The organism is Streptomyces sp. GL_148, assembly GCF_057834205.1.
The window spans coordinates 6,916,337-6,938,650 of record NZ_CM174396.1 but is presented as its reverse complement, the minus strand read 5'-3'; the positions used below and the strand labels follow the sequence as shown (position 1 = coordinate 6,938,650).

Below are 22,314 nucleotides of genomic sequence, written 5' to 3'. Positions count from 1 at the left end.
ACCGCGCAGACCGTGGAGTTCACGGCTCTCGGCACCGCGGTCCGGGCCCGCTCCCGCGTCCGCCCGCACGAGCCCTTCACCTCGCACCTCGACGGGCAGGACTTCGCCGCGCTCGTGCGCTCCGGATGGATTCCCAACGCACTGGCCTTCGGCATCGCCCTCGACACCCGCCACGACGACTGGCGCGCCTCGCGCCCGTCCCGCTGGGCCGCCGGGAACCAGGAGGTCGACGGGTACACCCAACTGGTCGGCCACGTCCGCCGGAAGGCCCTCGAACACCTCGCAGACGACGCCGCCGGGCACGGCGGTGACGGGGTGCTGGTGGACGCAATCGCACTCCGGCTGCGCGAGAACGAGTGCCCCTCCCTCAGGTACGGGCGCGACTTCGTGGCGGAGGCGGCCCTCGTCCGCACCGCCGTCGCGCGAGGGCACGGTCACCGCGCTGGACGTCGCACTCGGCGAGCAACGGCTTTCACTGCGGACGGATCGGGGCCGGGTGACCGGTGAGATCTGCCACGAGGTACGGGGCGTCGTGCTCTCCCGCCGCCAGGTGGGCCTGGACGAGTGGATCGAGGCCCTGGCCCGGTCCCTGGCCGACGCGGCGGCCTCCAGCGCCCGTGCCCGCGAGGCCGTCGAGCGCTACCTGACGCGCCCCGCCGGCGCGCCGTGGTGGGTCGGGTAGGCGGTGGTGCGGGGGTTCGCCGGGAGCCGCGGCTTGGACAGGACGCGGACCATCGTGACGGGGTCCAGGAGCGTGCCCGGCGGGCTGGTCAGCGACAGCACTCCGAAGAAGCGGGCGGCGATCGCCGGGTCGGTGTTGGCTCCCGCCATCACCCGGGACATGTAGCGCTGCAGGATCCGGGTGGCCCGGTCCGGCGGCGGCCCCTCCGTCACCGGGTACCGCATGTCCTCGCTGGTGGCGATCTGCCAGGGCACGGCGGCCGCCGCGAGGGTCCGGCGCTGGATCCGGCGGGAGGCCGCCGCGATCTGCTCCGGGGACAGGGCGCGGATCTCCTTGGCCAGGGCCTCCGCGGCGAGCGCGGCGACCGTCATGCCGTGCCCGTACACGGGGTTGAAACGGCAGGCGGCGTCACCGAGGACAACGAACCCGGCCGGCCAGCGCTCCAGGCGCTCGTAGTGGCGCCATTCGTTCGCCGTGTTCCGGAAGGCGGTGGGCGAGGACAGCGGGACCGCGTCCCGGATGGCGTCGTACAGGGCCGGGCTGCGCAGGCTCCGGGCGAACGGGAGGAACTCCTCCTCCCGTACGGGCGGCGCGTGTTCGCCGTTCCCGACGAGGGTGACCAGCCAGCGGTTCCCGTCCAGCGGCATCAGCACTCCGCCGCGCGGAAGGTCCGGACGGCCCTGGACGTACAGGCCCTTCCACCGCCGTCCCGGATCCTCCGGGATCTCGAAGTAGCGGCTGGAGTACCCGAGATGGGAGTCGTACCGGGTGACCTCCGGGGCCGGGTGGCCGAGCGCGGCGAGCCAGGCGGGGGCCTTGGAGGTGCGACCGGTCGCGTCGACGACGAGGCGTGCGGCCAGCCGCTCGCCGTCGCGCAGTTCCACCCCCGTCACCGTGCGGCCGCCCTGCCCGGCGACCAGTCCGGTGGCTGCCCGGCCGGCCCGGATCCGCACGCGCGGGTTGCGGAGCACTTCCCGGCGCACCGCCGAGTCGAGCAGCTCCCGGCTCGCGAGCAGGACCCTGGCCCCGGCCACCGGCCCGAACCAGTCGGCCGGGCTCAGCCAGAGGAAGTCGCGCGGCGAGTCGGCGAGGACGGCCCCCGCGGCCAGCAGCTTGTCGGTGATGCCCGGCAGCATCAGCTCGATCAGGTCCACGCCCCGCGCCCACAGGACGTGCGTGTGCCGGGTCTGGGGTATCCCCGACCGGAACACCGGCTCGCCGTCGGGTAGTTCGTCCCGCTCGATCACGGTGACCCGGGAGAACCGCATCGCGAGCACCCGCGCGGCCAGCAGCCCGGCGACGCCCGCGCCGAGGACCACGGCATGGTCCTCGGCATGGTCCTCGGCGTGCGGTCCGGTGGTACGTAGGTGGTTGTCCGTCGTGTCGTCGTCCATGCCGCCGAGTGTGACTGGAGGCGGGGCTCCCAGGTCAGGGCCCGTACGGGGCGCCCGGAGGCTCGACGGGGGCGGACGGGCTCATACCGGGGCGCGCCCCCGTCCGGACCCCTCGCCCGGACCCCCGCCCGGACCCCCGTCCGGATCAGGGGCAGAGGGCGGTCCAGGTGACCTTCACGTGCCCTCCGTCGTCCCCGCGGAACTCGCTGGTACGGGTCCCCGGCTGATCGGTGTACGGATCCCAGGCCACCGTGCCGCGGGCGACCAGGTCGTCGGCCGAGGAGGCGTCGTAGTCCCAGAGGAAGACGCCGATCTCGAACGGGCCGGGCCCGTACGTGGTCCCCGAGCCGACGCGTTGGTAGAAGTACGGGTCGGGGTTGGTGCGGCTGCCCTGGTTGGGGAAGGTCGACGGGTCCGAGCCGGAACGCGACCACACGGCGGTGCGCGCACGGTCACCGGTCCGGACCGCGATGTCCCCGTAGAGCGCGGGGCGGGTCGTGCCGTCGTCGAAGTAGGTCAGCTCCGCCTGGTCCACGCGGACCCGGCAGGCGGGGACGCCCTGCACCGGGGTCACGGTGTAGGTGACGGAGGCCTCGCCGCCGTCCACACCGGCCATCTTCGCGGTGAACCGGCCGAAGCCGAGCGCCGGGTCCCAGTGGACGCGGCCGGCGGCCATCACGTCGTCGTTGTTCCCGGCGCTGTAGTCGGCGTCGACGAGGTAGGCGGTGACGGTCGCCCGGCCGCTGAAGACCTGACTCCGGGTGGAGTCGTCGAGCCCGAACCACGGGTCGTGGTCGGGAAAGGCGGTGGCGCCGGACCGGTCGCGGTGCCAGAGGGAGCGGGCGGTCCCGTCGGTGGTCAGGGTGAGCCCGTCGTAGAGCTCGGGTCCGCTCTCGCCACTGGAGGTGAACCGCGCCGAGTCGACCGTGATCCGGAACGGGCCTGCCTTCAGGTCGACTTGACTCACCGGGTCCTTGGAGAACTCGGCGACGATCTGCCGGCGGACCCAGTCGTTGCCGAGCAGTCCGTAGTGCGAGGGGCAGCCGCTGTCGTCCACCGGCAGGACGTGGTTCACGGCTCCGGCCAGTTCGGTGGAGCGCGGGGCGCGGCTGTCGCCGGGCGGGATCTGCTGGTCGCAGGTGGAGCTGAAGGTGGTGTAGCGGGTGGCGCCCGGGGTTTCGTCGCCCGCGTTGAGGGAGGTCAGGAAGGGGCTGCCGGGGGTCATGTCGGCGAGCGAGGCGGCATGGATGTCGCAGAAGGTGGCGAAGGGTCCGCATGGCGCGGCGTCCCCCGCCCCGTGGTTGGGTCCGCCGAGCGAGACCCAGGAGCGGACCCGGGAACTCCCGCCGTCCTTGAGGTACTTGCGTGTCAGCAGCGAGCCCATGCTGTGGGCGACCACGTCGACGGGGCGGCTGCCGAACCGTTCGGTGAGGAAGGCGCCGAAGCGGGCGGCGTTGGAGTCGTTGGTGGCGGCCCAGTCGTAGCCGAATTCGGCGAGGTCGCTGGAGAGCCATCCCTGGGCGTGCAGGTGGTCCTCCAGCCCGTCGAGGGAGGCCGCGGTGTCCCCGAAGCCGTGGACGAGGACGACCGGCGTACGCCGCTCCGCGCGAGCGGCGGCCTCCACCGCCTCCGCGGCCCCAGCCGTCGGGGCGGTGAGCAGAGTAGCGACGAGCGCCGCGGCGAGGGCCGTGGCGAGGGCGACGAGCATCGGGAACAACAGGGGCACGGGCAGGGCGGATCTGCGCATGGCTCTCCCAGGGGATGCGGCGTGATGCGACGCGCGCTCGGACTCGGCAGCCTGAAGTGACTGGCGAGTAGCAAGCTAGCCCCCGGGGATTCAGCGCGATAGAGACGTGTACGAGACTCCGGTGAGCTTTTCGGAGGCACCCCAGAGCCGTTCGCCGGACTTGTCGTCCAGGGTCCATTTCGCCCGCCAGGAGCGGTGCGGCGCGCCGCGGATGCTGAACCGCGGTCCGATGAACTCGTCCGGCCGGACCCCGGGGGCGGTGGCCGCGTACAGGGTGGGCAGCGCGCCGGAGGCCGCGGACTGGGCGATGACCCCGTTGCCGATGGTGATGCCGAGGCCGTTGGCGGCGACCGCGAGCCGCGAGGTGAGGGTGGTGCCCGCCTGCGGGGCCGCCGCCACGTGCAGGTTCGTGGAGGAGTAGCCGGGGTGGGCGGCGGCCGCGACGATCCCGGATCCGGCGGTCGCGAGGCGCCGGGCGAGCTCGTGGGTGAAGAGCAGGTTCGCGGTCTTGGAACGACCATAGGCGATCCAACGCCGGTAGTTCCGCTCACCGTTGAGGTCCTCGTGGTCCACGTCGCCGAGGGCGTGGAAGCCGCTGGAGAGGTTCACGATCCGGGCCCCGGGCGGGGCGTCGAGGAGCCGGGGCAGCAGGAGCCCGGTGAGGGCGAAGTGGCCGAGGTGGTTGACCCCGAACTGCGTCTCGAACCCGTCGGCGGTCCGTCCGTAGGGCAGCGCCATCACGCCGGCGTTGTTCACCAGCAGATCGAGGGTCCCGCTCCGCCGCCGCCCGTACGCGGCCGCGAACTCCCGTACGGAGGCCAGATCGGCGAGGTCCAGTGCCATGAACTCCACGTCTGCGCCCGGCACTTCACCCCGCAAAGCGACCTCGGCGGCCCGCCCCCGCGCCGCGCTCCGGCAGGCCAGCACCACCGAGGCGCCGCGGCGTGCGAGCTCCCGGGCGGCGGCGTAGCCGATCCCGCTGTTGCCTCCGGTGACGACGGCCGTACGCCCGCTCTGATCCGGCATCCGGGTGGCCTTCCAGCCCGCCATGGCAGCTCCTCCCGTCCCGGCAGCCCCCACGGCCCACCGGCCCCCGCACCCTACTCCCGGAGCCCTGCGAGGCGCGGCTGGACCTCCAGCCACTCCGTCGTCGAGGTGGTCACCGACGACATGCCGTTCCTCGTGGACTCCGTGACGAACGAGCTGTCCCGCCACGGGCGCGGCATCCACGTCGTGATCCACCCGCAGGTCGTCGTCCGCGACGACCTGCTCAGCGCGATAGTCCGGAGACGCACCGAAGCCCCTTTCCCGCCGAACACATCCGGCGCGTCGCCCCCTTCGACCGCCCCGTGCCGAGTGCACACCGCGGCAGGTCGGGGCAGCAGCGCGCCACGCTGGCCAGAGTGTCAAATGGGAGTCCCCGGTCCTCAGGTCGATACGTCGCGGGGCATACCGCCCGTTGACGTGTGGTTGGACAGGCTCCGTGCCCAGGCGACTGCTGTTCAGCGCGCCTCCAACCCCTTCGGCAGCATCCGGGTGGCTGATTTCGCCCCCGCTCGTCTCTCACCACCGCATGGCGTCGATGGCGACAGGCCCACGTCGTCGCGTTGTGCCACTTCCTTCACCGACGTCACGCAACGGCGCGCGACAGGAGCCAGAAGCCATGCAGACCAAGCAGGACAAGGCCCGGAAAGAGGACGCCGACATGAGTGTCAGAGCGGACAACCACACGCCGCCTCCAGCCCTGGAACTGCGCTGCGGCGGACTCCATTTGACCGTTCAGCGCGTGCCCACATGGCTCGTCTCGCTGGTCACGACCGTCGGCGGAGTCGGGGCCGCGTGGTGGGCTCACCAATGAGTCGGGCGGACGGATTCCAACGGCCCACCCCAGCCCCCGCCGGTCGCTCCGGCCCACCCCAGCCCCGTCGGCGTTTGAGGCGCCCGGGGGCCGGCCCCCGGCGGCGGCGCCGCACGGCCGACCCGGCACGGCACGGCACGACACGGCTATCCGGCCCCGCCAGTGCATGCGGCGCGGCCCCCGCGCCAGGGGCCGGGACCGGCCCTGGGGCCCGCCCGCCGGGGGGCCGGGGCGGGCCCAGTAGGCTGCTGGTCCACCCGCTTCCCGTACCCCGAGGTCCACCCAGTGAGCTCCGCACCGCCCCCCGTACCCGTATCGGTCGTCGGCCTCGGCGCCGACGGCTGGGACGGGCTGACCGCCCCCGCCCGGGCCGCGCTGGCCGGCGCCGAGGTGCTGATCGGCGGGCCCCGGCAGCTGGACCTGCTCCCCCTCGGGGAATGCGGCGGCGCCCGGGTCGCGTGGCCCAGCCCGCTGCGCCCGGCCGTGCCGAAGCTGATGGCGGAGCACGCGGGCCGCCGCATCGCGGTGCTGGCCAGCGGCGACCCGATGTTCTACGGGATCGGCCGCGCCCTGTCCGAGGAGCTCGGCCCCGGCGCCCTGCACGTCCTGCCGCACCCCTCCTCCGTCTCCTACGCCTGCGCCCGCCTGGGCTGGCCGGTGGAGGACACCGAGGTGGTCACCGTGGTCGGCCGCCCGGTGGCCCGGCTCGCGGCCGCGCTGTACGAGGGCCGCCGGGTCCTGGTGCTGAGCGCCGGAGCACTGACCGCAAACGAGATCGCCGCTCTGCTTCGAGAGCGGGGCTTCGGCCCCAGCCGGATGCGCGTCCTGGAACAGCTCGGCTCCGAGCACGAGGACACGTACGAGGGTCTCGCCCAGACCTGGCAACACCCGCCCGGCGACCCCCTGAACGTGATCGCCGTCGACTGCCGCCGCGACCCCCGTGCCCAGGCCCCCCGGCTCGGCGCGACCCCCGGCCTGCCCGACGCCGCCTACGAGCACGACGGCCAGCTCACCAAGCGCCACGTCCGCGCCGCCACCCTGTGCGCCCTCGCCCCCGCCCCCGGCGAACTGCTGTGGGACATCGGCGGCGGCTCCGGCTCCATCGGCATCGAGTGGATGCGCACGCACCCCTCCTGCCGGGCGGTGACCGTGGAGCGGGTGACGGAACGGGCCGCGCGGATCACCCGTAACGCGGCCGCCCTCGGCGTGCCCGCCCTGCGCGTGGTCACCGGCTCCGCACCCGACGCGCTCGCCGGGCTGCCCGCTCCCGACGCGGTGTTCATCGGCGGCGGCCTGACCGCGCCGGGCCTGCTCGACGCGGCCTGGGAGGCGCTGGCCCCCGGCGGCCGGCTCGTGGTCAACACGGTGACCCTGGAGTCGGAGGCGGTCCTCACCGACCGCTACCGGCGCCACGGCGGCGAGCTGGTGAAACTGGCCGTCGCGCACGCCGTACCGGTAGGCGGTTTCACGGGCTGGCGCCAGGCGATGCCCGTCACCCAGTGGACGATCACCAAGCCGTACCCGCCCCACTCGCCAGTCCAGCCGGACCAGCCCGACCCCGAAATGGTGGATCAGACGAGATGACCGTGTACTTCATCGGTGCGGGCCCCGGCGCCGCCGACCTGATCACGGTGCGCGGCGCCCGGACGCTGGCCGCCGCCCCCGTCTGCCTCTACGCGGGCAGCCTGGTCCCGCGCGAGCTCCTCGCCGAATGCCCGCCGGACGCCCGCCTGATCGACACCGCGCAGCTGAACCTCGACGAGATCATCGCCGAGTGCGTCCGCGCGCACGCGGCCGGCCAGGACGTGGCCCGGCTCCACTCCGGCGACCCCTCCGTCTTCAGCGCCGTCGCGGAGCAGATGCGCCGGCTCGACGCGGCCGGCATCCCCTACGAAGTGGTCCCCGGCGTCCCCGCCTTCGCCGCGGCGGCCGCCGCGCTGAAGCGGGAGCTGACCGTCCCCACCGTCGGCCAGACCGTGATCCTGACCCGGATCTCCCAGCAGGCCACGCCGATGCCGCCCGGCGAGGACCTCGCCACCCTGGGCCGCAGCGGGGCGCTCCTGGTGCTGCACCTGGCCACCCGCTACGTGGACCGGGTCGTGGACGAACTCCTGCCGCACTACGGGGCCGAGTGCCCGGCGGCGGTGGTCGCGATGGCCAGCCGCCCCGACGAGCTGATCCTGCGCGGGACGCTGGCCGACATCGCCGCCCAGGTGAAGGAGGCCGGGCTGGTCCGCACGGCCGTCATCCTGGTGGGCCGCACCCTGGGCGCCGAGCAGTTCCGCGACAGCCACCTGTACTCCGCCGAGCGCGACCGGCATGTCTGCTGATCCGGCCGGCCCAGGTCCGCACGTCCTGATCCTCGGCGGCACCACGGAGGCCCGCCGCCTCGCGGAGGCACTGGCCGCCGCCCCGGACTCCCCCCGGGTGACCACCTCACTGGCCGGCCGGGTCGCGTCCCCGGTACTCCCGCCCGGCGAGACCCGGATCGGCGGCTTCGGCGGGCCCGACGGGCTGGCGGCCTGGATCGCCGCCCACGGGGTCACGCACCTGGTCGACGCCACGCACCCCTTCGCGGAGCGGATGAGCTTCAACGCGGCCGGGGCCGCGGCCCTTTCGGGCGTACCCCTCCTCGCGCTGCGCCGCCCCGGCTGGACCCCGGGCCCCGGAGACGACTGGCACTTCGCGGACTCCCTCACCGAGGCTGCCGCGCTGCTCCCCGGGCTCGGCACCCGCTTCTTCCTGACGACCGGCCGGATGGGACTGCATAGCTTCGCGCACCTCACCGAGCCCTGGTTCCTGGTGCGTTCGGTGGATCCCCCGGACGCGCCCGCTCCGCCGCGCCTCGAAGTGCTGCTCGCCCGCGGCCCGTTCACCCTCGCCGACGAGCGGGCCCTCCTGGCCCGCCACCGCATCGACCTCCTGGTCACCAAGGACAGCGGCGGCTCGGCCACCGCACCCAAGCTCACCGCCGCCCGCGAGGCCGGCATCCCGGTCCTCGTCGTCCGCCGCCCGCCGATACCGCGGGGCGTCCCGCAGACCGGCTCGGTGGACGAAGTCCGGACCTGGCTGTCCGGCTGAGAGCCGAGAGGCGAGGGCTGCGGGCTGAGTGCTGCGGGCTAAGTGCTGCGGGCTGAGTGCTGCGGGCTGAGTGCTTCGGGCCGCCGCCCGGGATCCGGGTCCGGCCCCGCCGAGCTCGCCACGCCGAGGGATCGCGGAGGATCGATTCGCCGTTCGGAGCCCTCCTAGGGTCGTGCCCGCACTGCCCGACCCGCCCCCACGGAAAGGGATCCACTCCCTCATGAAGCTCCGTACCACCGCCGCCGCTGCCATGGCGGCCTTCGCCCTGGTCCTGTCGCTGCCCGGCTCGGCCCTCGCCGCCGAAGGCTACTTCCACTACAAGTACGTCGACGGATACGGGCAGGAGCAGCACGTCACCCTGCACGACCCGCACAGCGGCAAGTGCATCAACCTCCACGCCGTCGGCGACGACGAGGTACAGCCCGGCTACGGCCCGCACAACGACACGGACTCCGCCGTCGTCGTCTACGCGGATGCCAACTGCCAGGGCGCCGAGTGGAGGCTGCGGGCGCACGGAAACCCGGCGCGCGACGACCTCCTGGTCCGCTCCGTGAGCTTCGAGGCGAACCCCGGCTAGCGGCCGGAGCCTCCTGGAACCGGCAGGAGCCCCGGGGCGGTCAACCGCCCCGGGGCTCCTGCCGGTTCACCCGAACCGCCGGCAGCGGTCAGCCGTAGCGGCGCGGGGTCCAGGTCACCCGCGACCCGTCGGGCCGCTCGGTCACCTGGGTCTGCGAGGAGCCGATCAGCAGGATCGTCCGCATGTCCACCTCGGACGGCTCCAGTTCGGCCAGCGTGACGATCCGGACCGACTGCTCCGGCCCGCCCACGTCGCGCGCCACGACCACCGGGGTCTGCGGTGCCCGTAGCTCCAGGAGCAGTTCGCGGGCGCGGGCCACCTGCCAGTTCCGGCTGCGCGAGCCCGGGTTGTACAGGGCCAGTACGAGATCGGCCGCGGCGGCCGCGCGCAGCCGCTCCGCGATGACCTCCCAGGGCTTGAGCCGGTCCGAGAGGGAGATGGTGGCGTAGTCGTGGCCGAGCGGGGCTCCGGCCGCGGCGGCCGCCGCGTTGGCGGCCGTCACCCCGGGCAGCACCCGTACGGGCACGTCCTTGTACTCGGGCTGCCCCGCGACCTCCAGGACGGCGGTGGCCATGGCGAAGACCCCGGGGTCGCCGCCGGAGACCACGGCCACCCGCTTGCCGCGCCGGGCGAGGTCGAGGGCGAACTCGGCGCGCTCCGACTCGACCTTGTTGTCCGAGCCGTGCCGGATCTGGCCCGGCTTGACGGGCACCCGGTCCAGGTACGTCGTGTAGCCGACCAGCACCTCGGCGTCGGCCAGCACCCGCCGGGTCTCGGCGGTCAGCCACAGCGGCCCGGCCGGGCCGGTGCCGACGACGGCGACCTCGCCGGGTCCGGACGGCACGCTGCCCGGGTTCCCGATCCGGCTGGGCACCACGGCGACGGCGAAGTAGGGGACGGATGCGGGGTCGGTGTCCGCCAGGACTCCGGTCCGCTCCCCCGCCATCGTCGCGCGCTCCACGTAGCGCGCCTCGGCGAGCCGGCCGCTGTTCTCCATGGCCCGCCGGATGGCGGGGAAGGTGCGGCCGAGCTTCATCACGACCGCCGAGTCGGTGGCGGCGAGGCGGGCCGTGAGCTCCTCCTCGGAGAGGGTGCCGGGCAGGATCGTCAGCACTTCCTCGCCCTCGACGAGCGGCGTGCCGAGCCGTGCGGCGGCGGCGCTCACCGAGGTCACCCCGGGGATCACCTCGGTCTCGTACCGGCCGGAGAGCCGCTTGTGCATGTGCATGTACGAGCTGTAGAAGAGCGGGTCGCCCTCCGCGAGCACGGCGACGGTGCGGCCGGCGTCCAGGTGGACGGCGAGCCGGGCGGCGGACGCCTCGTAGAACTCCTCCATCGCGCCCTGGTAGCCGCCGGGGTGGTCGGTGGTCTCGGTGGTGACCGGGTAGACCAGCGGCTCCTCGATGTGGTCGTCGCGCAGGTGCTTCGCGGCGATGGAGCGGGCGATCGAGCGGCCGTGGCGGGCGGAGTGGTACGCGACCACGTCGGCCTCCGCGATCACCTCGACGGCGCGCAGCGTCATCAGCGAGGGGTCGCCGGGCCCGAGCCCCACTCCGTAGAGCCGTCCGGCGCTCATTCGGCCACGCTCGCGATGGCGTTGACGGCGGCGGCGGCCATGGCGCTGCCGCCGCGCCGGCCCCGGACGATCAAGTGGTCGAGGGCGGAGGGGTGTTCGGCGAGGGCGTCCTTGGACTCGGCGGCGCCGATGAAGCCGACGGGGACGCCGATGACCGCGGCGGGGCGCGGGGCGCCCTCCTCGATCATCTCCAGCAGCCGGAAGAGCGCGGTCGGCGCGTTCCCGACGGCGATCACCGATCCCTCCAACAGGCCCCGGTCGCGCCAGACTTCGAGGGCGGCGGCGCTGCGCGTCGTGCCCATCTTCGCCGCGAGCTCCGGCACGGCCGGGTCGGAGAGGGTGCAGATCACCTGGTTGTCGGCGGGCAGCCGCTTGCGGGTGACCCCGCTGGCGACCATCTGCACGTCGCACAGGATCGGCGCTCCGGCCTCCAGGGCGGCGCGCGCCCGCAGAACGACCTCGGGCGAGTAGCCCAGGTCCCGGGTCAGGTCGGTCATCCCGCAGGCGTGAATCATGCGCACCGCGACCTGGGCGACCGAGGCGGGCAGCCCGGAAAGGTCCGCCTCGGCGCGGATCGTGGCAAAGGACTGGCGGTAGATCTCGGCGCCGTCCTTCTCGTACTCAAACACGGTGTACTCGCTCATTTCTTCACTGCGTCTTCGGACACTCGGGGTTGGCGGCGCGCGTCGGCGACGGCCTGGGCAAGTTCGTGGGACGGCACCGGGCGCCCGTCGAGCCGGTACCCGTCGGAGGTGGCGACGAGGTCGACCCAGGCCGCGCCGCGCGGATGCCCGCACCGGCGCTCGCACCCGGACCAGTGCACGGGCGCGCCGGCGGGCCCGGCCGGCGCCTCACCGTGCGCACCGGGCGCACGGTCCGCACCATCCGCACCATCCGCACGGTCCGCACCACCCGCACCACCCGCACCATCCGCGTCTACGACGGCCCGCGCGTCGGCGCGTACGTCGGACAGCGCCTTGGCGCAGCCCGGCCGCCCGGTACAGGCGGTGACGGACTCCCAGGGGCCGTCGGGCGCGACGGACAGGCCGGCGGCCACGAGCTGCGCGTAGCCGTCGACGGGCCGCCGGGTGCTCGCGCGGGGCAGGACGATGCTGCGCCACGGGGTGATCCGCAGCTCACCGTCGCCTCCCCCGGCGACGCCCACCAGGACCCGCCACTGGTCGGCGGTGAGCCGGCCCAGCGGGGGCAGGACGCACAGCGGCGTCCGGTCGCCGGTGCCGGGTCCCCACGGCCTGGGCGGCGGCGCGTAGGGCCAGGCCACCTCGGGAACGACGGCCGCCGCGATACCGGCCGATCCGAGCCGTACCGCGAACTCCCTGGCATTCAGGGCGTGTTCGGCGGGGAGTTCGGACACCCGCCAGGCGCGGGTGCCGGCGGCGTCCGCGGAGTCGAGGAAGTACTGGGCCGCGAGCAGCGCGGCCCGGGGCGCGTCGGGGGCGTCCACCTCCACCGCGCCCGGGGCCGCACCGAGCCGGACCAGTGCCCGGCCCCGCGGTCCGCCGAGCACGGTGACATCGGGGTCGAGCGCGGCGACGTCCCCGCGCCCGTCGTCGATGGCGAACAGGAACCGTCCGGACAGGGCCGCCGCTCGGGTGCTCGCGCACAGCAGCCGGTCCAATTCCCCGACCCAGGTGGTCACATGGGGCCGCTCGGGGCTCAGGATCCCCGACAGCGGGGTCGCCACGATGTTCCGTACCCGCTCGTGGCTCGGCGCGGGCAGCAGTCCGGCCCCGTCCAGCAGCTCCGCCAGCCCCGCGCCGCAGCCTTCGGCGAGCCCGCGCAGCTGCACGTTCCCGCGCGAGGTGAGTTCCAGGTGCCCGTCCCCGAACCGGTCGGCGGCGAGCGCCAGTACCGAGGCCTGCCGGCCGGTCAGCAGACCCCCCGGGATCCGGACCCGCGCCAGGTACCCGTCATCGGCGGCATGCAGGCGCAGCGCGCCGGGGCAGGCGTCGCCGCGATCCCGTATGACGGGTTCGTCCCGCGCTGCGGCGGAGGGGGGCGTGGGCATGGCGGCGAGCATACCCACGATTCTGCGCCCACCCCCTGTGTCGATCACCACCCCGAACCAGCCACCTCCGACCAACCCCCACCGACACCCGGACCCCTTCCACCCGGCCGGCGCCCGCCGAATCCAGGCCCACCGACGCCCGCCCCCTCCCACCCGGTCGGCGCCCGCCGAATCCAGCCCCGCCGGCGTTTGAGGCGCGGGGCCCGGGGCAGAGCCCCGGCAGCGGCGCCGCACCCGACCACGCCCACCCCCACGCCCCGGCCCCGGACCCGCCCCAAGACCCCCGCTCACCAGCCCCCTAAGATGAGTCCCAGGCGGCCAACAGGCCCGCCATCGCCGAGGACGGCGACATGGGAGGAAGCCCGGTGCGAATCCGGCGCGGTCCCGCCACTGTGAATCCGCGCGGCAGCGAGCCGCACCGGATGAGTCAGGAACTCCCGCCGTCCTCACTGCCCGGGGCGCGGAAACCCCGAGGAAGGCCTGCCGCCGCATGATCCTGCTGCTGTCGACGTCCGACACCGATCTGCTCAGCGCCCGCGCAGCGAACGCCGGGGACGCTCCCGTCCCGTACCGGTTCGCCAACCCCTCCCGCCTTCCCCTCGACGACCTCCCCGGTCTCCTCGACGGCGTCACCCTGGTCGTCGTACGCCTCCTCGGCGGACTCCGCGCCTGGCAGGACGGCCTCGACCTGCTCCTGGCCCCCGGCCAGACCCGCCCGGTGGTCGTCCTGACCGGCGAACAGGCCCCCGACGCCCAGCTGATGGAAGCCTCCACCGTCCCGATCGGCATCGCCGCCGAGGCGCACGGCTACCTCGCCCACGGCGGCCCGGCCAACCTGGAGCAGCTCGCCCGCTTCCTCTCCGACACCGTGCTGCTCACCGGCCACGGTTTCGAGCCCCCGGCGGCCTCCCCCACGTGGGGCCCGCTGGAGCGCGCCCCGCAGCGCACCGAGGGCCCCCGGATCGCGGTGCTCTACTACCGCGCGCACCAGATGAGCGGCAACACCGCCTTCGTGCACACCCTCTCCGAGGCGATCGAGGCCCACGGCGCCCAGGCGCTCCCCCTCTACGTCTCCTCCCTGCGCTCCCCGGAGCCGGAGCTGATCGCGCAGCTGGAGTCCGCCGACGCGATCGTGACCACCGTCCTGGCCGCCGGCGGCACCAAGCCCGCCACCGCCTCCGCCGGCGGTGACGACGAGTCCTGGGACGCCGGCGCGCTGGCCGCTCTCGGCGTGCCGATCCTGCAGGCCCTGTGCCTGACCGGCTCCCGGTCCGCCTGGGAGGAGAGCGACGAGGGCCTGTCCCCCCTCGACGCCGCCACCCAGGTCGCCGTCCCGGAGTTCGACGGCCGCCTGATCACCGTCCCGTTCTCCTTCAAGGAGCTGGACGAGGACGGCCTGCCCGCCTACGTCGCCGACCCCGAGCGGGCCGCCCGCGTGGCCGGGATCGCCGTGCGCCACGCGCGCCTGCGCCACATCGAGCGCCGCGACAAGAAGATCGCCCTGGTCCTCTCCGCGTACCCCACCAAGCACTCCCGCATCGGCAACGCGGTCGGCCTGGACACTCCGGCCAGCGCCGTGGAGCTGCTGCGCACGCTCATCGCGGGCGGGTACGACTTCGGCCCGGTCGAGGACGTCCCGGGCCTGGTCTCCGGCGACGGCGACGAGCTGATCCGCGCCCTGATCGAGGCCGGCGGCCACGACCAGGACTGGCTCACCGAGGAGCAGCTCGCCCGCAACCCGGTCCGCATCCCGGCGGCCGACTACAAGCGCTGGTTCGCCGAGCTCCCGGCCGATCTGCGTGAGAGCGTCGAGCGGCACTGGGGCGAGGCCCCGGGCAACATGTTCGTGGACCGCTCGGCCAACCCCGAGGGCGACATCGTGCTGGCCGCCCTGCGGCGCGCCAACCTCCTCATCCTCATCCAGCCGCCGCGCGGCTTCGGTGAGAACCCGATCGCGATCTACCACGACCCGGACCTGCCGCCCTCGCACCACTACCTGGCCGCGTACCGCTGGATCCAGGCCCGCTCCGAGGACGGCGGTTTCGGCGCCGACGCGATGATCCACCTGGGCAAGCACGGCAACCTGGAGTGGCTGCCGGGCAAGAACGCCGGCCTGTCGGCGTCCTGCGCCCCCGACGCCGCGCTCGGCGACCTGCCCCTCATCTACCCGTTCCTGGTCAACGACCCGGGCGAGGGCACCCAGGCCAAGCGCCGGGTGCACGCCACCCTGGTCGACCACCTGGTGCCGCCGATGGCGCGTGCGGAGTCGTACGGCGACATCGCGCGCCTGGAGCAGCACCTCGACGAGTACGCCCAGATCTCCGCGATGGACCCGGCGAAGCTGCCGGCCATCCGCGCCCAGATCTGGACCCTGATCCAGGCCGCGAAGCTGGACCACGACCTGGGGCTGGAGCAGCGCCCCGACGACGACGGCTTCGACGACTTCCTCCTGCACGTCGACGGCTGGCTGTGCGAGATCAAGGACGCCCAGATCCGCGACGGCCTGCACGTCCTGGGCGGCGCCCCGACCGGCGACGCCCGCGTCAACCTGGTCCTGGCCATCCTGCGCGCCCGCCAGATCTGGGGCGGTACGACGGCCCTGCCCGGTCTGCGCGAGGCGCTCGGCCTCGACGAGTCCGCGGCCACCCGCACCACCGCCGACGAGGCGGAGGAGACGGCCCGCGCACTGGTCCAGGCGATGGAGGACGCGAACTGGGCCCCGGAGGCGGTGGCTTCGGTCGCCGCCGGACACTCGGCGGACGTGGCGGCCGTACTGGACTTCGCGGCCCGCGAGGTCGTCCCGCGGCTGGCCGGCACCACCGACGAGATCGCCCACGTGGTCAGCGCCCTGGACGGCGCGTTCGTCCCGGCCGGCCCCTCCGGCTCCCCGCTGCGCGGTCTAGTCAACGTGCTGCCGACAGGCCGCAACTTCTACTCGGTGGACCCCAAGGCCGTCCCCTCGCGCCTCGCGTGGGAGACCGGCCAGGCCCTGGCCGATTCCCTCCTGACCCGCTACCGCACGGACAACGGCGAATGGCCCGCCTCCGTCGGCCTGTCCCTGTGGGGCACGAGCGCGATGCGCACCTCGGGCGACGACGTGGCCGAGGCCATGGCGCTGCTCGGCGTCCGCCCGGTCTGGGACGAGGCCTCGCGCCGCGTCACCGGCCTGGAGCCGATCCCGCTCGCGGAGCTCGGCCGTCCGCGCATCGACGTGACCCTGCGCATCTCGGGCTTCTTCCGTGACGCGTTCCCGCACGTCATCGGCCTGCTGGACGACGCGGTACGGCTGGCGGCCTCGCTGGAGGAGCCCGCGGAGGACAACTTCGTACGGGCCCACGCGCAGGCCGACCTGGCCGTGCACGGGGACGAGCGGCGGGCCACCACCCGTATCTTCGGCTCACGCCCGGGCACGTACGGCGCGGGCATCCTGCAGCTGATCGACTCCCGCGACTGGCGCACCGACGCCGACCTCGCGGAGGTCTACACGGTGTGGGGCGGGTACGCGTACGGCCGGGGCCTGGAAGGCCGCGCGGCGCGCGAGGAAATGGAGACCGCCTACAAGCGGATCACGGTCGCGGCGAAGAACACCGACACCCGTGAGCACGACATCGCCGACTCCGACGACTACTTCCAGTACCACGGCGGCATGGTGGCCACCGTCCGCGCCCTGCGCGGCACGGCCCCCGAGGCGTACATCGGGGACTCGACCCGGCCCGAGACGGTCAAGACGCGCACGCTGGTCGAGGAGACCTCCCGCGTCTTCCGCGCCCGCGTCGTGAACCCGAAGTGGATCGAGGCGATGCGCCGCCACGGTTACAAGGGGGCCTTCGAGCTGGCAGCCACCGTCGACTACCTCTTCGGCTACGACGCCACGACCGGCGTGGTGGCGGACTGGATGTACGACAAGCTGACCGAGACGTACGTCCTGGACCCGGAGAACCGCGCCTTCCTGGAGGAGGCCAACCCCTGGGCCCTGCACGGGATCGCGGAGCGGCTGCTGGAGGCGGAGTCCCGCGGCATGTGGGAGAAGCCGGACCCGCAGGTCCTGGAGGCGCTGCGCCAGGTGTACCTGGACACGGAGGGCAACCTCGAGGGCGAAAGCGACTGACCACGACTCGGGGGGCCTCCCGGGGCGCATGCCCTCGGGAGGCCCGCCGGGTGACTACACCTTGGCGGTCTGGTTCAGCGCCACCAGCGCCTGCGCCCAGCGCACGTACTTCAGCTGGCCGAAATCTGCGACGGTCTTCACGCCGAAGGCCTCCTGCAGCAGCTCACCGTCCTTGTCGGTGACGCCCTTGAGCGCGGCGACCGGAGCCGCGAGCACCTCCGCGAGCGGCTTGTCGGCCCACGCCTTGTCCAGCACCTTGTCGAGGTCGATCGCCATGGGTGTCCCTCCAGGAACGCCGAAATGTGCACCTATGGATCAAACCTAGAACAATCGGACAAGCATCCCGCGCTGCGACACCAGCACCTCCGGGTGCGTCGAGCGCTCCCCTCTCCCCGCCCCCCACCCCCGACCGAGGGGCGGGCGGCCCGCATCCCCCTTACCGATTCCACGTATAATCCGCCCCGTTCACCCTGAACTTCGCGTCGGATATCGGAACCGAAAAGGCTGTGACCAAGAAATGAATTCACTGCGGGCGCTTCTCGACGGCGGGATTCCGCTGGTGGCCGTCAGCTTCGACGACAGCGAGACCGAGCCGCGCGCACACGCCGCGAAGAGCGCCGGCGTCGACGTGGCCGAACTGCGCGTCGACCGCTACGCGGCGACCGACACGGCCCATGTCCTGGCGCAGGTGGACGCGTTCAAGACACTGCCCGTACTGGCCACCATCCGGTCGGCCCGCGAAGGCGGCGACTGGAAGGGCACCGAGGCGCAGCGGCTCGAACTGTTCTGCGCGCTCGCCCCTCAGGTCCAGGCCGTGGACATCGAGCTCTCCTCCGGGGAAATCCTCTCCGAGGTGATCGAGGCCGCCCACCGGCACGACACGGTGGCGCTCGTCTCCTATCACAATTTCGAATTCACCCCGGACACCGAGGAACTCCAGACGGTCATCGACGACGCGAAGAGCGCCGGCGCCGATGTGGTCAAGGTGTCCACCATGGTCCGGTCCGAGGGCGACGTCCGACGGCTGGCCTCGCTGCTGCTGCGCGCCGGAGCCGAGGACACCCGGCTGATCGTCATCGCCATGGGCGAGGCCGGAGCGGTCTCGCGCGTCTTCTTCCCCGCCCTCGGGTCGCGGATCACGTACTCCTTCTTCGGTGCCAGCTCCGCCCCGGGCCAGCTCGACTTCCCCGAGACCTTCGGCCTGCTGCGCAAGTTCTACCCGGCGTTCGACGAGCGGAAGTCCGCGGAGGCCTGAGCCGCGCCACCGACGCGCCACCGACGCGCCAACGGCGGGGGGCGGGGAAGGACGCCGGGGAGGGAGGCCGGGGAGGAACACGCCGCCTCCCCCGTCTCCCTACCGGTCAGCAGCCCCATCCGCCACAGAACGGCACACACGTCACCTGATGAAGTGAACTCCCCCTTATCCCACCGGCAACACGGGTAGTGCCCTGCTGATCTCGTGAGGAACCAACGAGACAGTCAGATGAAAGGCCCACCCTGCCGTGACGCAGCCGTTTCAACTGCCGGATTTCTATGTGCCTTATCCGGCGCGACTGAACCCCCACCTGGAGGACGCCAGGGTCCACACCAAGAAGTGGGCCCGCGACTTCGGGATGCTGGAAGGTTCCGGCGTCTGGGAGGAGCGCGACCTCGACTCGCACGACTACGCCCTGCTCTGCTCGTACACCCATCCCGACTGCGGCAGCGAGACGCTGTCCCTGGTCACCGACTGGTACGTGTGGGTGTTCTTCTTCGACGACCACTTCCTGGAGATGTACAAGCGCTCCCAGGACCGTGCGGGCGCCAAGGCCTACCTCGACCGGCTCGGCGCCTTCATGCCGATGGACCTTACCGACGGATTCCCCGAGGCCACCAACCCCGTCGAGGCGGGACTCGCCGACCTGTGGGCCCGTACCGTCCCGGCCATGTCGATGGACTGGCGGGAACGGTTCTCCTTGTCCACCAAGAACCTGCTCGACGAGTCGATGTGGGAACTCGCCAACATCAACATCGGACGGGTCTCCAACCCCCTCGAATACATCGAGATGCGCCGCAAGGTCGGCGGCGCCCCCTGGTCGGCCGGGCTCATCGAGTACGTTTCCGCGGAGGTCCCGGCGCGCGTCGCGCACTCCCGCCCCCTCGGCGTGCTGCGCGACGCGTTCTCCGACGCCGTGCACATCAGGAACGACATCTTCTCCTACCAGCGCGAGGTCTCCGACGAAGGCGAACTCTCCAACGCCATCCTGGTGCTGGAGACCTTCCTCGACTGCACCACCCAGGAGGCCGCCGAGGCCTCCAACGACCTCCTCACCTCCCGGCTCCAGCAGTTCGAGCAGACCGCCCTCGCCGAACTCCCCCAGCTCTTCGCCGACCACGCCATGAACCCGGCGGAGATCGCCGCCGTCCTCGCCTACGCCAAGGGGCTCCAGGACTGGCAGTCCGGCGGCCACGAGTGGCACATGGTCTCAAGCCGCTACATGAACAAGGAGGCACGGGCCACCGCGCCGCTCACCCTGCCGTTCATGCCCTCGGGCCTGGGCACCACCGCGCTCGACCTCCGTTCGATCCTCACCCCGCGCTCCCTGGAACTGCGCAAGCGCTCCTTCACCCACGTCCCCTTCGAGCGCACCGGCCCGTCCGTCGTCCCGGACATCTACATGCCGTTCCCGCTCACCCTCAGCCCGTACCGCACCCGCGCGCGCGAGGAATCCGTCGCGTGGGCCCGGGAGATGGGCCTCCTCGACCCCCAGCCCGGCGACCCCGGCTCGGCGATCTGGACCGAGGAGAAGCTCCGCGGCTACGATTTCGCGCTCTGCTCCGCCGGCCTCGACCCCGACGCCACCCCCGAGGCCCTGACCCTCAACGCCTCCTGGCTCACCTGGGGAACGTACGGGGACGACTACTACCCCGTGGTCTTCGCGCAGGCCAAGAACCTGTCGGCGGCCAAGGCCACCCACGCCCGGCTGGTCGCCATGGTCCCGGTGGACCACGCCGAACAGGCCCTGCCCGCCACCGCGATGGAGCGCGCCCTCGGCGACCTCTGGGTGCGCACCAGCCAGGGCATGAGCCCGTCCGTGCGCTCGGAGTTCCGGGCCACCCTCGTGGACATGCTGGAGAGCTGGCTGTGGGAGGTGGACAACCAGATCCTGAACCGCATCCCGGACCCGGTGGACTACGCGGAGATGCGCCGCCGCACCTTCGGCACCTACCTCACCATGTACCTGTGCCGGCTCGGCCAGGCGGGCCGGGGCATCCCCGAGGAGATCTACTCCTCCGGCACCATCCGCTCCCTGGAGAACGCCGCCGCCGACGCCGCCTGCCTGATGAACGACATCTTCTCGTACCAGAAGGAGGTGGAGGTCGAGGGCGAGGTGCACAACTACGTGCTCGTCACCCGCAACTTCTTCGACATCGGCTACGAGGAGGCCCTGCACATCTGCCACTCGCTGATGACGCAGCGCACCGAGGAGTTCGAGCACATCGTCGCCAACCAGCTACCGCTGCTCTACGAGGACTGGAAGCTGGACGCGGGGGCGCGGGCCGGGCTCGACACCTACGTCACCGAGTTGCAGGACTGGCTCGCCGCGATCCTCAACTGGCACCAGAAGGTGAAGCGTTACCGCGAGGAGGACGTGCATCGGCTGGGTGACGGGATCTCCACCGGCGTCCTCAGCGCCGGCTTCGGCATGTCGGCCGCACGGATCTCCCTGCCCGCCGGCTGAGCGCGGACCGCTGATCCCGCGGCGGGGGCGGTCCTCCCTCGGACTCCGTCCGGGGGGACCCCCTGCCCGCCCCCGCCACGCCCGCTCCGCGGCTCCCGGAGAATCACGCGGTGTATGCCCCTCGTAAAGTGGCCCGCGTGATCAGAAAGAGAATCCTCACGGCCCTGCTCATCGGGGGCCTCCTGACGGTGGGCGCTCCGTCCGCCTCTGCCGAGGACACGACGACGTACGTGACCACCGGCCCCGTCTTCAACAAGCCCAAGGGCACGACAGCCGAACAGGGCGCGATCCTCAGCCAGCTCGGCCGCCTCGTCAATGGCGCCCAGAGCGGATCGGACATCCGCATATCGCTGTACCTGTTCGGATCGAGCTGGCTCGCGGATCAGCTCGCGGCGGCGCACCGCAGAAACGTGAACGTGCAGGTCCTCGTCGACGACGACAGCATCACCGAGGCCTGGATGTCCGGCTCCGGTGCGACGGTGAGGGACAAGCTGACCGCAGCCTTCGCGGCGACCCCGCCCGCGGGCGAGACGTACGGCACGTCCTGGTTCAGGGTGTGCGCCGCGAACCAGCCGTGCCTGGCCAAGGGCACGGGCGGCGTCAACCACAACAAGTTCTTCCTCTTCTCCCGGACCACCGGCTCCGGCTTTCCCGACAAGGGCAAGCCGGTCGACAACGTCGTCCTGCAGTCCTCGGGCAACCTCACCACGTGGGACCGCGAGTCCGCCTGGAACGACGCCATGACCGTCGCCGACAACGGGGTCCTGCACGCCGGCTACACCCGCTACTTCGACCTGTTGGCCGCGTCGCAGGCGCTGCCGGACGGTTCCGGGCGGGTCGACAACCTGGCGATCGACGTGGAGGCGGGGCTGGCCAAGGGCTACTTCTTCCCGCGCAACTCGACGGATCCCGCCGCGAAGACGGACGTCGTCGAGAACATCCTGAGCATGGTCGAGACCCCTGTGACGAACCCCGACGGGACCACTGCCCCGGTCTGCTACGGGAACACCGGCGGCCACGGAACGGCCGACGGCCGTACCGTGATCCGCATCGCCAACGGTCACATCTCCCGGCCGGTCGTGGCCGAGAAGCTCTGGAAGCTGGCCAACGCCGGCTGCTTCGTCGACGTCGTCTACGGCAAGCTCGCCGACTACGAAGCGGAGGGTGTGCACCGCGAGACGGCCTACTGGCTCACGAGGACGACTGAGAAGGGCAAGATCTCCCTCCACCGTCTGAGCAACGACGACCTGAAGAACCCGGCCGACCCCCAGGTCTCCGGAACGGCCGGCCACACCAAATACCTGCTCATCGAGGGCTCCTACAAGGGCGCGAAGGACCAGAAGCTCATCTTCACCGGCAGCCACACCTACACCGGCATGGCCCTCACCAGCAACGACGAGGCGCTGTTGAAATACAACAGCTCGACGGTGCACGACGCCTACGTGCTGAACTTCCGCGAGCAGCGCGCCGCCGCGATCGCGGAGGCCCAGTACGGCGGAGCCCTGTAGCAGGACCGGCCAGGGGCCGACGGGGGCATGCC

The 22,314-nt window shown here is 72.7% G+C and carries 18 protein-coding genes, 1 pseudogene and 1 riboswitch; of the genes and pseudogenes, 12 read left to right on the top strand and 7 right to left on the bottom strand.

Annotated elements, in window-relative coordinates; genetic code table 11:
- Window positions 1-12 precede the first annotated feature (12 nt).
- Together AC3IYI_RS31460 and AC3IYI_RS31455 are read left to right on the top strand one after the other, a co-directional pair.
- On the top strand, window positions 13-507 hold the full coding sequence (locus AC3IYI_RS31460; protein ID WP_489406853.1) for a hypothetical protein: 495 nt from the start codon (window positions 13-15) through the stop codon (window positions 505-507).
- Window positions 497-682 (top strand): hypothetical protein, encoded by a 186-nt coding sequence (locus AC3IYI_RS31455; protein WP_489406852.1) that lies wholly within the window; start codon window positions 497-499, stop codon window positions 680-682. Before AC3IYI_RS31460 ends, AC3IYI_RS31455 begins: the two co-directional genes overlap by 11 nt.
- On the opposite strand, the gene AC3IYI_RS31450 is transcribed toward AC3IYI_RS31455, so the two are convergent.
- The 3 genes from AC3IYI_RS31450 to AC3IYI_RS31440 form a co-directional block, all read right to left on the bottom strand.
- A complete protein-coding gene (locus tag AC3IYI_RS31450; protein ID WP_489406851.1) occupies window positions 640-2,076 on the bottom strand; it encodes an FAD-dependent oxidoreductase in 1,437 nt (478 codons plus the stop codon). The genes AC3IYI_RS31455 and AC3IYI_RS31450 overlap by 43 nt on opposite strands.
- A gap of 145 nt (window positions 2,077-2,221) precedes the next feature.
- Complete coding sequence (locus AC3IYI_RS31445) at window positions 2,222-3,823, bottom strand: esterase/lipase family protein (RefSeq protein ID WP_489406850.1); 1,602 nt, start codon at window positions 3,821-3,823, stop codon at window positions 2,222-2,224.
- 90 nt (window positions 3,824-3,913) lie between these two features.
- The gene (locus tag AC3IYI_RS31440) at window positions 3,914-4,873 is read right to left on the bottom strand and encodes an oxidoreductase (protein ID WP_489406849.1); all 960 of its coding nucleotides are present in this window, start codon (window positions 4,871-4,873) and stop codon (window positions 3,914-3,916) included.
- A 72-nt stretch (window positions 4,874-4,945) separates the two neighbouring features.
- On the opposite strand from AC3IYI_RS31440, the pseudogene AC3IYI_RS31435 reads away from it, so the two are divergent.
- The 6 genes and pseudogenes from AC3IYI_RS31435 to AC3IYI_RS31410 form a co-directional block, all read left to right on the top strand.
- Window positions 4,946-5,090: pseudogene (locus tag AC3IYI_RS31435) on the top strand (hypothetical protein); the annotation flags it as partial.
- 396 nt (window positions 5,091-5,486) lie between these two features.
- Window positions 5,487-5,681, top strand: coding sequence for a hypothetical protein (locus tag AC3IYI_RS31430; RefSeq protein WP_489406848.1), 195 nt, complete (start codon window positions 5,487-5,489; stop codon window positions 5,679-5,681).
- Between the two features lie 285 nt (window positions 5,682-5,966).
- Window positions 5,967-7,265: a precorrin-6y C5,15-methyltransferase (decarboxylating) subunit CbiE gene (cbiE, locus tag AC3IYI_RS31425; protein ID WP_489406847.1), complete on the top strand. Its 1,299-nt coding sequence runs from the start codon at window positions 5,967-5,969 to the stop codon at window positions 7,263-7,265.
- Complete coding sequence (gene cobM, locus AC3IYI_RS31420; protein ID WP_243338795.1) at window positions 7,262-8,011, top strand: precorrin-4 C(11)-methyltransferase; 750 nt, start codon at window positions 7,262-7,264, stop codon at window positions 8,009-8,011. Before cbiE ends, cobM begins: the two co-directional genes overlap by 4 nt.
- On the top strand, window positions 8,001-8,762 hold the full coding sequence (locus tag AC3IYI_RS31415) for a cobalt-precorrin-6A reductase (RefSeq protein WP_489406846.1): 762 nt from the start codon (window positions 8,001-8,003) through the stop codon (window positions 8,760-8,762). The genes cobM and AC3IYI_RS31415 overlap by 11 nt, the downstream gene beginning before the upstream one ends.
- Window positions 8,763-8,982: 220 nt before the next feature.
- Window positions 8,983-9,339 carry a hypothetical protein gene (locus AC3IYI_RS31410; RefSeq protein WP_489406845.1) on the top strand — a complete coding sequence of 119 codons (357 nt, stop codon included), beginning with the start codon at window positions 8,983-8,985 and terminating at the stop codon, window positions 9,337-9,339.
- Window positions 9,340-9,427: 88 nt separating this feature from the next.
- Here AC3IYI_RS31410 and AC3IYI_RS31405 read toward each other — a convergent pair whose 3' ends face one another.
- The 3 genes from AC3IYI_RS31405 to AC3IYI_RS31395 are packed head-to-tail and all read right to left on the bottom strand — an operon-like array spanning window position 9,428 to window position 12,944.
- Window positions 9,428-10,915, bottom strand: a complete 1,488-nt coding sequence (locus AC3IYI_RS31405) for a precorrin-2 C(20)-methyltransferase (RefSeq protein ID WP_489406844.1) — start codon at window positions 10,913-10,915, stop codon at window positions 9,428-9,430.
- Window positions 10,912-11,559, bottom strand: coding sequence for a precorrin-8X methylmutase (locus AC3IYI_RS31400; RefSeq protein WP_243338785.1), 648 nt, complete (start codon window positions 11,557-11,559; stop codon window positions 10,912-10,914). The genes AC3IYI_RS31405 and AC3IYI_RS31400 overlap by 4 nt, the downstream gene beginning before the upstream one ends.
- Window positions 11,556-12,944, bottom strand: coding sequence for a cobalamin biosynthesis protein CobG (locus tag AC3IYI_RS31395; RefSeq protein ID WP_489406843.1), 1,389 nt, complete (start codon window positions 12,942-12,944; stop codon window positions 11,556-11,558). Before AC3IYI_RS31395 ends, AC3IYI_RS31400 begins: the two co-directional genes overlap by 4 nt.
- Window positions 12,945-13,277: 333 nt before the next feature.
- Window positions 13,278-13,381: riboswitch (cobalamin riboswitch) on the top strand.
- Window positions 13,382-13,434: 53 nt separating this feature from the next.
- Between AC3IYI_RS31395 and cobN the strand changes: the two genes are divergently transcribed.
- Window positions 13,435-17,052, top strand: a complete 3,618-nt coding sequence (cobN, locus tag AC3IYI_RS31390; RefSeq protein WP_489406842.1) for a cobaltochelatase subunit CobN — start codon at window positions 13,435-13,437, stop codon at window positions 17,050-17,052.
- A 54-nt stretch (window positions 17,053-17,106) separates the two neighbouring features.
- Here the strand turns inward: cobN and AC3IYI_RS31385 are convergent, their stop codons facing one another.
- Entirely contained in the window at window positions 17,107-17,328 is a 222-nt protein-coding gene (locus tag AC3IYI_RS31385) for a hypothetical protein (protein WP_489406841.1), read from the bottom strand.
- 241 nt (window positions 17,329-17,569) lie between these two features.
- Here AC3IYI_RS31385 and aroD point away from each other — a divergent pair, with 241 nt between their 5' ends.
- From aroD to AC3IYI_RS31370, 3 genes are all read left to right on the top strand, one after another.
- The gene (gene aroD, locus AC3IYI_RS31380; protein ID WP_489406840.1) at window positions 17,570-18,307 is read left to right on the top strand and encodes a type I 3-dehydroquinate dehydratase; all 738 of its coding nucleotides are present in this window, start codon (window positions 17,570-17,572) and stop codon (window positions 18,305-18,307) included.
- Window positions 18,308-18,554: 247 nt separating this feature from the next.
- Complete coding sequence (locus AC3IYI_RS31375; RefSeq protein WP_489406839.1) at window positions 18,555-20,774, top strand: terpene synthase family protein; 2,220 nt, start codon at window positions 18,555-18,557, stop codon at window positions 20,772-20,774.
- 137 nt (window positions 20,775-20,911) lie between these two features.
- A complete protein-coding gene (locus tag AC3IYI_RS31370; RefSeq protein ID WP_489406838.1) occupies window positions 20,912-22,282 on the top strand; it encodes a phospholipase D-like domain-containing protein in 1,371 nt (456 codons plus the stop codon).
- The last annotated feature ends 32 nt before the right edge of the window (window positions 22,283-22,314 follow it).